The organism is Flavobacterium sp. UBA4854 (assembly GCF_002399805.1).
Lineage (GTDB): Bacteria > Bacteroidota > Bacteroidia > Flavobacteriales > Flavobacteriaceae > Flavobacterium > Flavobacterium ginsengisoli.
On the sequence record NZ_DHEI01000135.1, the window covers coordinates 21,225 to 33,523 of the forward strand.

General features: G+C 32.6%; 14 protein-coding genes. 5 read left to right on the top strand and 9 right to left on the bottom strand.

Annotated elements, in window-relative coordinates; genetic code table 11:
• On the bottom strand, nucleotides 1-713 hold a 713-nt coding region (locus tag B3J44_RS19750; protein ID WP_286970996.1), incomplete at its 3' end, for a response regulator.
• 389 nt (nucleotides 714-1,102) lie between these two features.
• Here B3J44_RS19750 and B3J44_RS19755 point away from each other — a divergent pair.
• Together B3J44_RS19755 and B3J44_RS19760 are read left to right on the top strand one after the other, a co-directional pair.
• Nucleotides 1,103-1,948, top strand: coding sequence for an SDR family oxidoreductase (locus tag B3J44_RS19755; protein WP_286970997.1), 846 nt, complete (start codon nucleotides 1,103-1,105; stop codon nucleotides 1,946-1,948).
• 144 nt (nucleotides 1,949-2,092) lie between these two features.
• Entirely contained in the window at nucleotides 2,093-2,353 is a 261-nt protein-coding gene (locus B3J44_RS19760) for a SemiSWEET family sugar transporter (protein ID WP_286970998.1), read from the top strand.
• A 55-nt stretch (nucleotides 2,354-2,408) separates the two neighbouring features.
• Here the strand turns inward: B3J44_RS19760 and B3J44_RS19765 are convergent, their stop codons facing one another.
• A complete protein-coding gene (locus B3J44_RS19765) occupies nucleotides 2,409-3,221 on the bottom strand; it encodes a hypothetical protein (RefSeq protein WP_286970999.1) in 813 nt (270 codons plus the stop codon).
• A gap of 441 nt (nucleotides 3,222-3,662) precedes the next feature.
• Nucleotides 3,663-4,004, bottom strand: coding sequence for a hypothetical protein (locus B3J44_RS19770; RefSeq protein ID WP_198856007.1), 342 nt, complete (start codon nucleotides 4,002-4,004; stop codon nucleotides 3,663-3,665).
• 211 nt (nucleotides 4,005-4,215) lie between these two features.
• On the opposite strand from B3J44_RS19770, the gene B3J44_RS19775 reads away from it, so the two are divergent.
• Complete coding sequence (locus B3J44_RS19775; RefSeq protein WP_286971000.1) at nucleotides 4,216-7,038, top strand: PAS domain-containing sensor histidine kinase; 2,823 nt, start codon at nucleotides 4,216-4,218, stop codon at nucleotides 7,036-7,038.
• On the opposite strand, the gene B3J44_RS19780 is transcribed toward B3J44_RS19775, so the two are convergent.
• Nucleotides 7,028-7,459, bottom strand: coding sequence for a response regulator (locus B3J44_RS19780; protein ID WP_286971001.1), 432 nt, complete (start codon nucleotides 7,457-7,459; stop codon nucleotides 7,028-7,030). The two genes, B3J44_RS19775 and B3J44_RS19780, sit on opposite strands and share 11 nt — an antisense overlap.
• A 237-nt stretch (nucleotides 7,460-7,696) precedes the next feature.
• Between B3J44_RS19780 and B3J44_RS19785 the strand changes: the two genes are divergently transcribed.
• Nucleotides 7,697-8,197, top strand: coding sequence for a pyridoxamine 5'-phosphate oxidase family protein (locus tag B3J44_RS19785; protein ID WP_286971002.1), 501 nt, complete (start codon nucleotides 7,697-7,699; stop codon nucleotides 8,195-8,197).
• 122 nt (nucleotides 8,198-8,319) lie between these two features.
• On the opposite strand, the gene B3J44_RS19790 is transcribed toward B3J44_RS19785, so the two are convergent.
• The 3 genes from B3J44_RS19790 to B3J44_RS19800 all read right to left on the bottom strand — a co-directional run bounded on the left by B3J44_RS19790 (nucleotide 8,320) and on the right by B3J44_RS19800 (nucleotide 10,400).
• A complete protein-coding gene (locus B3J44_RS19790; RefSeq protein ID WP_286971005.1) occupies nucleotides 8,320-9,033 on the bottom strand; it encodes a DUF72 domain-containing protein in 714 nt (237 codons plus the stop codon).
• On the bottom strand, nucleotides 9,030-9,761 hold the full coding sequence (locus B3J44_RS19795) for a DNA-formamidopyrimidine glycosylase family protein (protein ID WP_286971007.1): 732 nt from the start codon (nucleotides 9,759-9,761) through the stop codon (nucleotides 9,030-9,032). Before B3J44_RS19795 ends, B3J44_RS19790 begins: the two co-directional genes overlap by 4 nt.
• A 66-nt stretch (nucleotides 9,762-9,827) precedes the next feature.
• The gene (locus B3J44_RS19800; RefSeq protein WP_286971008.1) at nucleotides 9,828-10,400 is read right to left on the bottom strand and encodes a ferritin-like domain-containing protein; all 573 of its coding nucleotides are present in this window, start codon (nucleotides 10,398-10,400) and stop codon (nucleotides 9,828-9,830) included.
• 187 nt (nucleotides 10,401-10,587) lie between these two features.
• Between B3J44_RS19800 and B3J44_RS19805 the strand changes: the two genes are divergently transcribed.
• The gene (locus tag B3J44_RS19805; protein WP_286971009.1) at nucleotides 10,588-11,109 is read left to right on the top strand and encodes a hypothetical protein; all 522 of its coding nucleotides are present in this window, start codon (nucleotides 10,588-10,590) and stop codon (nucleotides 11,107-11,109) included.
• A 75-nt stretch (nucleotides 11,110-11,184) separates the two neighbouring features.
• Here B3J44_RS19805 and B3J44_RS19810 read toward each other — a convergent pair whose 3' ends face one another.
• Both B3J44_RS19810 and B3J44_RS19815 read right to left on the bottom strand, forming a co-directional pair.
• A complete protein-coding gene (locus tag B3J44_RS19810) occupies nucleotides 11,185-11,832 on the bottom strand; it encodes a DUF5661 family protein (protein WP_198856015.1) in 648 nt (215 codons plus the stop codon).
• 88 nt (nucleotides 11,833-11,920) lie between these two features.
• A complete protein-coding gene (locus B3J44_RS19815; protein WP_008463190.1) occupies nucleotides 11,921-12,085 on the bottom strand; it encodes a DUF1328 domain-containing protein in 165 nt (54 codons plus the stop codon).
• Nucleotides 12,086-12,299: the final 214 nt, after the last annotated feature.

The following is a 12,299-nucleotide window of genomic DNA, read 5'->3' on the forward strand; positions in this document are numbered from 1 at the left end:
GCCGAAAGTCTAGAATAAGCTAAAAGATCGGTAATTAAAGTCTGCATCCTTTCTGCCGATTTTATTGTCCGATCGACATAATCGATAGCTTTGTCGTCTGCTTTTAAATAAAGGTCTTTTATTATTTTTATGAAGATTTGAATCTTTCTAATGGGTTCGTTTAAATCGTGCGATACTACCCAAGAAAACTGTTGCAATTCGTGATTTCGAAGCTCTAGTTCTTCATTTTTCTGAACCAATTCTTTTGTTCTTTCTGCAATTTTGATTTCGAGATTGTCCTGCGCTTCTTTTCTAATTTTGATTTCTTTAGAAAGCAGGTCTTTCATCGCTTTAAGTTCGTTCTGCTGTTCGTAGATTTTAATGAAGGTTTTTACTTTCAGTATCAGTAAATCGCTATCTACTGGTTTGGTAATATATTCAACAGCACCAGTTTCATAACCTTTAAAAATGTATTTTTTCTCTGTGTTAAGTGCAGAAAGAAAAATAACAGGTATATCTTTTGTGCGTTTATTTCCAGAAAGAATTTTTACTACCTCAAAGCCATCAAGTCCAGGCATTTGAACATCCATAATAATAAGACAGTAATCTGTTTTAAGGATTTTTTTGAGCGCTTCTTCACCAGATTCGGCACTATCAACATCGATATTATGCAGTTCTAATGTTTTCTTCAGGGCAATAATATTGGCCCTTATATCGTCTACAATTAATACCATGTCGGAAAGCTAAATCGGTTGTAAATCAAAATAATTGAATTTAAAATAAATATAAATATTTTCTTATTTTTTTAATGAATTGCAAAGTGCACCTCTTAAAAATGGTGCAGAAATTCTCAAATGTATAAAAAAAATAACGGGGAGGTTTTTTATTTAAACCGTAAATAGTTACAAAATTCCCATCTTTTCTAATCAGTTTGGAGATTCTATATGATTCTTAACTTATTAGAAATTTCTTATTCTTTAACATTTTTACGAAATGAATGTATTTTCATACAGGATTGCCTTTTTATTTTGATTGGAGCAAACAAAATTTCTTTTAAGACAAGCAAAATTTTAGTTAAGAACTAATTTTAAAAAGCAAATAAAAGCTTAAAAACAGAGAAATCATGAAAAAGAAACAGACATTTCCCGAACAAAAACAAAATCTTCCTGGTAATGAATACTTGATGACACCTGAGCCAGAAATTATAAGAGAGAATTATGTTGGAAGCGGAAAATTACTTGGAAAAACTGCTTTTATTACTGGAGGCGACAGCGGCATTGGCCGAAGTGTTGCGGTTCATTTTGCACGAGAAGGCGCAAATGTCGCAATTGTCTACTTAAATGAAGATAAAGATGCTCTAGAAACAAAAGCGATGGTTGAAAAAGAAGGCCGAGAGTGTCTCTTAATTAGTGGCGATTTGAAAGATGAAAAATTTTGCCGTGCTGCCATAAAAAAATGCCACACCACTTTTAAAAATATCAATATTCTGGTAAATAACGCAGCGGTACATTTTCCGCAAAATGAATTCGAAAAGATTACAAATGCTCAGCTTCACAAGACTTTTGAAACTAATATTTATCCTTTTTTTTATATTACTAAAGCTGCTCTTCTTTTTTTAAAAGAAGGCGATGTTATTATCAATACGACTTCTGTAACTGCTTTTCGCGGAAGCGAACATTTAGCCGATTATGCCAGTACAAAGGGTGCAATTGTGAGTTTTACTCGTTCGCTTTCGAGTATGCTCGCTAAGAAAAAAATTCGTGTAAATGGTGTTGCTCCTGGCCCAATTTGGACTCCATTAATCGTAGCAAGTTTTGATAATTTATCTGAATTTGGAAAAGATAATCCGATGGAACGAGCCGGACAGCCATCTGAAGTTGCGCCTGCTTATGTTTTTCTGGCTTCTCAAGATAGCAGTTATATTACTGGGCAGTTCATTCATGTGAATGGCGGAGAATTGGTGGGATAGGAAAGTTTCTAAGACACTAAGATTCTGAGATGCTAAGATTGTAAGTTTTTCTTTTTGTAATCTATACAATGAGTCTGATGACAAAGCCAACGAATATCTTAGAATTTTATCATCTCAGAAGCTCAGAACCTTAAAAAATAAAAAATGAATTATATAGATATCATCGGACTTTTTGCTGGAGCGTGCATTACATTATCCACGATTCCGCAAATTATAAAGATTTGGAAAACAAAGAAAGTAAAAGAAATTTCGCTTCGAATGTTCTGCATTTTAACGTTCGGAATTGCGATGTGGATTCTATATGGAATTCTAAAAAAAGACTTTCCCATTATTCTAACCAATAGTATTTCTTTTGTTCTAAATCTTATTATGGTTTATTTCATTATTTACTATGAAAAAGAATAAAAAAAACAGCCCGATCAAAGCTGTTTTTTTTGTAGATAAAGATATGGTATGCTTACTAGCTAGCTAATTTTTGGTCAAATGGCTTTAATTCCAATTGGTATTTTCGAGGTTGTAAGTTTCGTTTTAAAAACTGTACTGGCGCTGTAATTGCGGTTAGTTTCATATGAGATAGTTTTTTAATCTCACTTATTTGTTTTACTGCAAAGTTCAAAATAGGTTCAAACGGAGTAAAATAATTATAACTATGTTGCGCTATCTCTAGTTCTAAAACTTCTCTGAGAATACTTTTCATTAATAAATAACGAACTGCTCCTCTATTTGGGATTCTTTTAAGTTCCTGAAATTTCTCTCCAATTTTATGATTTTCGTCGCCTATATAAATATAATTTCCAGAATTGCTCGTAAATATTTTTTTCACTTGAGAAACAAATTCAGTTTCTTTATTTTCGATTGTTGTTGGCATTCCAATTATTGAAAATTGAATCTGCTGATGGCTTTGAAAATACAATACACTATTAATCGTAGAAGAATTACTCATAATACCCGATTGTTGCTTTTTAAGACAATTAGTAGCTCCATCGGCACCAAAACTATGCAAAACATTTCCTTTCTCGCAATAAGCAAAAAACACAGGCGAAAACGGATTAGATTCGATGCTTAAACTAATTTCTTGATTGAAAGTTAAATCAAAACTGAGGTAAGTCATTTCTTTTTCAAAACGAACTCCAGAAATACTCCCTCTTGCCCATTTTGATTTAATTGTTAATCTATATTCATTAGCATTGACTTTTAAGCTTCCGCCAAAACTCTCTTTCAAATTATTAAAAACAGCATCAAAGCTTCCTGTATTTAAGTAAAGTTTTTTCATAATACGGTTTTGTTTTAGTAAAGTGGTTAGTAACTATTTACGTACAAAAACTAACCTTGGTTTTTAACTTAATTTCTATAATTCAAATTTCGTTTATATTGCCAATCAATTCCTTATACAATTTTGGGGAGATATTTCATAATTATTATTTTAAGGTTCTGAGATTCTAAGATGCTAAGATTCTAAGGTTCTCATACTTCAAAAAATAAAGAGCAAAAAAACTTAGCATCTTAGAATCTCAGTAGCTTAGAAGCTTAAAAAAAAGCAACCTAAAAAACTAAGCTTCTATCTTTCCCACTTTTCATAAACAGTAAGGAAAAAACTTAGAAGCTTAGAACCTCAGTAACTTAGAAACTTTTAAAAAAAAAAAGCAGCTGCCTCAAATAAATTTGAAACAACTGCTCATCAGCAAAATAAAAATACTAATCTATTTTTATTCTTTTATGTTAATTCGTTTATGTCTGAATTTTTGGAATAATTGGCTTTCGGAATGTCTTTAAAAAATTCGGCTTCTTCCAAATCTGCCATTGGACCATATCCTAGCAAATGAGTTCCTTTTCCGCCATCTTTTGTTTCTATTACATATAAAATAGACATGTCATCGGGATCACTCATACCTTCATAACGATGATGCGCCACAATAAAAACATCTTCTGGTTTATAAGCAACTTTACTTTCTGAATCTATCAAACGATCACTTTCAAATAAATAATTTACCGTGTAACCTTCATCTTGATATCTCTTTATATTATCGGTTTCGTGTTTTGAATCTTCCCTTTTCATTACTTTTTATTTTTAACTGTTATTCAAATTTCCGCATAGAAAAGAGATAAAATTAACTCTAACGATTTTAATCTTGCCTCATTCAAAAATCGCATTTCTACGAATATTTATTTTTTACTAATTTTAATAAAGCTTAATTAAAAAACAAAAAATACAACATTATGCGCCTATGAAAATGAGCTCATTGGCAAGACAATAAAACAAATTTTTAATGAATAATAACAACTATGATTTTTTAGCAAATGGAGGAGAAATGGGTAAACTTACCCGTAATAAAGATTGGAGCAATACAGCTGTTGGACCAGTAGGATCTTGGCCTCAAAGTCTTCGCACTACTTTAGGAATTCTTCTAAACTCTAAATTTCCCATGTTTTTATTTTGGGGACCAGATCATATTTGCTTTTATAATGATGCTTATCGACCAAGTTTAGGAAATAATGGTAAACATCCTTCTATTCTCGGAGAAAAAGGCGTTGATTACTGGTCTGAAATCTGGGATTTTATAAAACCTTTAATCGATCAGGTGCTACAAAAAGGTGAAGCCACTTGGCACGAAGACCAATTACTGCCAATTTATAGAAATGGCAAAATGGAAGACGTTTACTGGACCTTTAGTTACAGTCCTGTAAACGACGAAAACGGAAAAACAAATGGCGTTTTGGTTATTTGCAATGAAACGACTAAACAAGTCATTACTCGCAAAAAACTCGAAGAAAGCGAAAGACGTTTTAGAAATACTGTTAAACAATTACCACTCGGAATTTGTATTTTAAAAGGAGCCGATCTAATTGTCGAAATGGCCAATGCAACATATCTTCATATCATTGATAGAGAAGAAAACGCAATTTTAAATAAACCTATTTTTGATTCTGTTCCCGAAACCAGAGAAACAACATATCCTATTCTAAAAAATGTTTTTGAAACAGGAGAACCTTATTATGCAGATGAATTTGCTGTAACCTTAAATCGTTACAACAAACAAGAATTAGCTTATTTTAATCTTGTTTTTTATCCTGTAAAAGAAGACAACAATATTACTGGAGTTACTGTTGTCGCTTATGAAGTTACTGAAGAAGTTAAAACTAGATATTTACTCGCCGAAAGAGAAAAAGCCTTTCGTGGCATTGTTATGGATTCGCCAATTGCAATGGCGATTTTTAGAGGCAACGATTTAACAATCGAAATGGCTAATAAAAGTATGATGCATAATATTTGGCAAAAAGAAGAAAAGGATTGCATTGGAATACCTTTATTGAAAGTTTTTCCAGAGTTAGAAAATCAAAAATATCCCGAATTATTGCATGATATTCTTGCAAGCGGAAAAACAATTCGCGAAAATGAAGCGATTGCCTATGTTGATATAAAAGGCAAACTGAAAAAATTCTACCTTGATTATGAGTATACACCGCTCTACGAAAAAAATGAAAAGGTTTCGGGCATTATGTGTACTGTAAATGATGTTACTTCTAAAGTAAAATCAAGAAAAAAAGTTGAAACTGCAGAAGCAAGAGCACGTTTAGCTGCTGAAATTGCAGAAATTGCCATGTGGGATTTGAATCTTAAAACCAAGGAACTAATCTACAGCGATACCATTCTAGATATTTTTGGATTTGAAAAAGATAAAAAAATTGTACATCAAGACATTCGAAGCTGTATTATTCCAGAAGATGAACATATTGTTTTAGACGCTTTCGCGGAAGCATTAAAAACTGGAGTTTATAAATATGAAGCTCGGATTTTAAAACTAGACAATTCGATTGCATGGATTAAAGTACACGGAAAAATCTTTTTTGACGAAAATAAAGAACCATCTAAAATGCTGGGGACTGTAATGGATTTTACCACCGAAAGAGAAAGCCAACAGGTTTTGATGAAAAGCGAAAAAAAATTCAGACTCCTAGCCGATTCTATGCCACAACTTATCTGGACAAGCGACACTTTAGGAAATCTAAATTATTTTAATCAAACAATATATAATTATTCTGGATTGTCGAAGGAAGAAATTGAAAAAAATGGCTGGCTTCAAATTGTACATCCAGACGATCGCGAAGAGAATGTAAAACTCTGGATGGAGTCTGTAAAAACAGGAAATGATTTTCTATTTATTCACCGGTTTAAACGCTATGACGGCGAATACAGATGGCAACTCAGCCGTGCAATTGCACAACTAGACGAATCTGGAAAGGTGCAAATGTGGGTTGGAACCAGTACTGATATTGAAGAACAGAAAAACTTTACCAATCAGCTTGAAGATCAAATTATAGAACGTACCACACAACTGGAACTCAAAAATAGAGATTTGGTTAATATGAATATCGAACTGCAATCGTTTGCTTATATCTCAAGTCATGATTTGCAGGAACCATTGAGAAAAATTCAGACTTTTGCCAGTCGATTAGCCGATTTGGACGAGCAGAATATTTCGGCAAGTGCCAAAACTTATTTAAGTAGAATTGAATTTTCGGCAAAAAAAATGCAGAATCTCATTCAGGATTTATTAACCTATTCTCGCGCCAATTCTGCCGATCGTGTTTTTACAATAGTCAAAATAGACGAAATTGCAGAAGAAGTAATAAGTGATTTTTCTGATCGAATTGAAGAAAAAAATGCTATTGTAGAATATCATGATTTAGGAGAAGCAACTCTTATTCAGTTTCAGTTTAGACAGCTGTTGCATAATTTGGTAGAAAATGCCTTGAAGTTTTCTCGTCCTGGTGTAGCTCCAAAAGTGAAAATTTCGGTTACAAAAGTTGATGGAAAATCACTTCCAAATGCTGAATTTAAAGACAAAATGTACCATCATCTTCAAGTGAAAGATAACGGAATTGGTTTTGAATTGATTTATAAAGAAAAAATATTTGAGGTTTTTCAGCGCTTAAATACTGAAAGCGAATATAAAGGAACTGGAATTGGTCTTGCCATCGTGAAAAAAATCGTCGAAAACCACAAAGGCTTCATCACAGTTTCGAGCGAAAAAGATAAAGGTTCTACTTTTAATATTTACTTTCCAGATTTATCTGAAATTAATATTTAAACACAAAATTAGATTGAGTTGGAATAAATTTTTTCCAATCAATCTGCATCGCATGTTCTATAGATTTTATAATGTCGTTCATTAAAACTGGCTTTGTAATAAAGCAGTTTGCGCCAAGATTACGGCATTTTTCAATAATACCAGGTTCGCTTGAAGTAGAATAAATTACAACTGGAACATCTTTTTTACAATCTGATTTTCGAAGTTCTTCTAAAACATCAAATCCGTTTTTTCCAGGCATATTTAAATCCAAGAAGACTACGTATGGCGTCACTGGCAGATCAGAAATAGCGTTTAAGAAATGTTGTCCTCCAGAGTAAGTTTGAAGTTTAATATTCTGGGGGATAGATTCTACTGCATCAGCAAAAATACACAAATCATCTTCGTCGTCATCGGTATAGAATATAGTAAAATCTGTCATTGTGTCTTTTGGCTTAGAAATTTAAATCTCAAATATAATGTAATTTTATGTAACAAACAGATTTTGAACTAATTTCTTACAAAAAACAGCAAATTGAAATCTCATAATTTCTAAGTTTAATTATATAAGCTAAAAAAGGGTAAAAAGAACCAACTTTACTTTTAGCTTTTTTAAGTACAAATAAAATATTATTTGTCAAGCAATTAATTGTAAAATCTAACTTAAAAATATAATGTTATGGGCGATCATAAAGACCTTACAGATGAATTTGCAGTAGATAAAATAAAAGATCTTGCTGCACATATAAAAACGTGCATGTTTTGCACATATAACGAATACAGAATTCAATCTCGACCAATGTCTGTTCAGAAAATTGACGACTTGGGACAGCTATGGTTCTTATCTGACAGAAACAGCGGTCAGAATGCCGAAATTACTTTAAATCCGATGGTCGAAATTTTCTTTGCAGAACCTCACGACAAGTTTTTAACGCTTCATGGAACAGCCAGTATTTCGTACGACCGAGAAACTATTGAGGAATTATGGAATCCTGCAGTAAAAATCTGGATGCCAGGCGGTGTAGACGATCCGAATTTGAGTGTTATAAAATTTATTCCTGAAGATGGTTATTATTGGAACAACAAAAACGGAAAAATGGTTGCTATTGCTAAGATGACTGCTGCATTAGTAACAGGAAAAACAATGGATGACGGAATTGAAGGAAGTTTGAAATTGTAGTTTTCTCTTTAACCGCAAAGTACGCAGAGGTTTACGCAAGGCACGCAAAAGAAAAATAATCTTAGCGAACTTTGCGTAAACCTCTGCGTACTTTGCGGTTAAACAACATTTCTAGAATAAAATTAAACAGTCATTCTTTTCAATTCTAAAGCATTTAAAATACCTGCTTCGCTTGCTGTGTTATTAAAATAGACAAATCCTTTCTTAGATTGAATCTTATGGTTTATGTGCTGTAATTCTTTTGTAGAATAGCTAGAATGAAACAATCTCGGAATTCCATGAAAACGAATGTAAAGCATTGGAAAATCTTTGAAAATAGTCTGAGGAAGATTGGGATGGCTCACACTACAGAATGTAATATTATTTGCTTTAAATGCATTCCAAACCTCATCATTCCACCAGCTTTCATGACGAAATTCTACTACATTTTTAAAATCGTAGTTTAAAATTCCTAGTATTGCTCCTAGTTTTTCTTTGCTAAAGTGATAACTCGGCGGAAACTGAAATAAAATAGCTCCGAGTTTATCGTTCATTCCTTCTTTACAAATATTATAAAAATCGTTTAAACGGCTTTCGCAGTCTATCAATTTTTTGATATGAGTAATTTCTTTTGGCACTTTGATCGAAAAGATAAAAAAGTCTGGCGTTTTGTTGTGCCAATTTTGAAAAATGCGAACGGTCGGAAATTTATAAAAACTGCCATTAAATTCATAAGTATCAAAATGTTGGCAATAAAATTCAAACCATTTTTTAGAGGGAAGATTTTGAGGATAAAAAACAGTTTTCCAAAAACTGTTGTAAAAGCTGGAACAACCTATTTTTACTTGATTTTTCATATATATAATTGTTGGCAGTTAGGGCAGAAAAAACTTCTGCGTTTTCGTTCTCCAGTCTGTTTTTTTTCAAATGGCAGATTACATCTTAAACAAACGCTTTTAGTATAGGCTTCCCAATGTTTCTTGAGTTCGAACTTCTTCTTCCAATACAAAAATTCGAAGCTGTAAGTCGAACATTCGCCAATAATCTGACTTTTTACATGAGGAGGAATTTTTTCTACAATCGATTCGGGATGAACATAACAGCGATATAAAACTTCATTTTTTATAATGTTGCCCACTCCAGAAAAAATATCTTGATCCAGAATCACATCGCAAATCATTTTTTCGGGCATTTTCTCAATACTCATCTGTGCTTTCTTCGGATTCCAATTTTCATTCATTACATCAACACTCCAATCGTAATGAGAATTAATGTCACCTTCTAGAATTTTAATCGAACAGGTATAAAAATTAAGTTCTCCATTATCAAAGACTAAACTTAATCTGGGTTTAGATACCTTACGTTCGTTTATTCGGTACGTTCCAAACATCAACAGATGAATTTTTACAGTAAAAGAATCAAAACAAATTAAAAAATGTTTCCCCCAGGTTTTAAAAGCAAGCACAGTTTTATTCTCTAGACGAGAAATATCTACATGAGTATTCCCAGACACAGAAATCACTTTCTGTCCTGTAAACTGTTTCGCTTCTTCTTTTAAGATTACTATAGACGGACCTTCGGGCATATATATTATTTTTATTTAACTAAAAAATGCAGTTCGAAAACTGCACTTTCATTCATTTTTGAAGCTTTATTCAATTTCGGCAGCTTCGAGATTTATAGCATTTACAGCAACTTGTGTAAGCATTTTATCTGCTCCTTTTTCTTCATCAAGCGTTTGCTCCAATAAAGTAGCGGCTTCTGGCAGACCTAACGTTTCTGCAAATTGTCTTAAAGTACCGTAAGTGGCAATTTCATAATGCTCAATTTTCTGACTCGCGGCAATAATTGCGGCATCTCGCACTACTCCAATTTCGGTTTCTTCCAACATTCCTTTGGCTTCTTCAATCAAACCTTCCATCGCATCGCATTTTTTGGCTGTTGCTTTTTTAGCAACAATTTTAAATACTTCTTCCAAACGAGTAATTTGCTCTTCCGTTTCAGTTAAATGATTATCAAGTGCATCTTTTAATTCAACAGAAGAAGCATTTTTAACCATTGTCGGCAAGGCTTTTGTTAATGCTTTCTCTGCCCAATAAATGTCTTTTAGACCATCTTCAAACAATTCTGTAAGTCCCGATGCGGCGTTCGACTTGGGCTTTGTCACTCCTCTTGGAATCGTTTCTTTTGCAGTAGCTGCTGTTTTATTATCTGTAGTTTTCATGGTATTATTTTTAATGATTAATAGGATTATAAAATTACTGCCTGTGTTTTGAGGGAGGTTATAAAATTTTAAATTAAAATTCTATTCTAAACACCTGTTAATTATACAATTACACTTCATGATTCTATAATAGATTCACATCTCTTCATGGTAGCTTTGTAAGTACTAATTATAAAAACTAGATGTCATGAACACTATCAATAATAAAAACAGAATTAATCGAGATTTGAATGAGCATATCTCAAGCGACAGAAATTTGAGCGAAGATCTTAAAGCTGATATCAAAAAACCTGATAACGATAACCGCGAAATTGCAGAAAGAGGTTATACGGTACGAAATGGCTATAATCCGAATAAACCGAATCCTGATCAAGATGATTATATCAATGATGATGATTTAGACGATTTAAATGACGATTTTCATACCGACAGAGATCTTGAAGACAATAACGATGATATTTATGAAGTTGAATTGGAAGATGAAAATGACGAATTCGATAATCCTTCAGATTTAAAAGAAGATGAATTTGACTTCAACGAAACTGAAGACGTTTTGGAAGATATTGACGATGAAGATTTTGATGATGATAATGAAGACGATTATGTTGAAGAAGATATTGATGAACACGAGAATGATTATATTGAAGATGATGTTCAAGAAGACAACGATGATGAAGAATATCCAGAAAATGATCCACGCAAATTCTAATATCTCATTCTACGAAAAAGAAAAAACCGTCTCGTAAATAACGAGACGGTTTTTTTGAGCATAAAATTTAACTACTTAATCTCCAATAATCTTCAATACTGGAATATCGTCCATACGCGCCAAGCGTTCTGCTAATCCTGCTCTGGCTTCGTTAAGTTCTTGTTCGGCTTTGCCCAATTCTATATACCATTTTTCTTTTCCAACTGGCGATGTTTCTAATTTTCGAACAATTTCGTAGATTTCTCCCTCTGCTTCCATCACTTTCAGTCTTTTATAATAAGTCAAACTTTCCGTCATGTGTGCAAGTGCAATCATAGCAGTTAAAAAAGGATGATTATTGGTCACATTTACATCTTTTACTCTGCCGTGTTCCAATTCAACTTTTAAGGCAAAAGCAAATTCTTCCATATTAAAAGCTTCATGTTTACTTTTCGGATCCAAATAGGCTTTTATCGCATGCACATTATTCATTGTCGAAAGATCAACATCGGTATGTTTTTTATCATTTAAATCTTTAAAAACAACATTTGCAATAGCTCTTGCCTCTGCAATTGTCGGGTCATTTTTAGGATTTTCAAAATCACGAACCGACCAATCCCAATCTTTAGGATGAATCGGTTTTATGTATTTTTCGCAAAAATCTACCACATCATTTTTTAAGCTTACCATTTGATCTTCTCTTTTAATGTAAACATCCTGATAAGCACCACTTTTTGTTCCCATGATTTGCTTTTTTTAATGAAACCACAAACGACACATCTACTAAGTGAAATGTGTCGTTTTGATTTGTTTGTATTTACTGATATTTCTTCTATACTCTTGTTGATCTTCCGCTGATTAAAGAAATAACGAAAAGAACTAAAAATATAAAGAATAAAATTTTAGCTATACTAGCAGCTCCAGCGGCAATTCCGCCGAAACCAAATATTCCCGCCACTATGGCTAGAATAATAAAAGTGACTGTCCAACGTAACATAATAATAGTTTTTTAGTTAATAATGATTTTGTTTGCATTTCAAACTTTAAGCTTTTGGAGAGATGCAGTAACTCTTTTATGAACAAGGCGTTTCTAAATTGATCTCGTAATTCTGAATCAATTCAGAAAACGCTATTTCTGATTTTGTAAAATATTTTCGAGTGCTTCGGCTTTTCTTTGCCAAATCGAAATATTTCTGAATAGAACCGTCTTC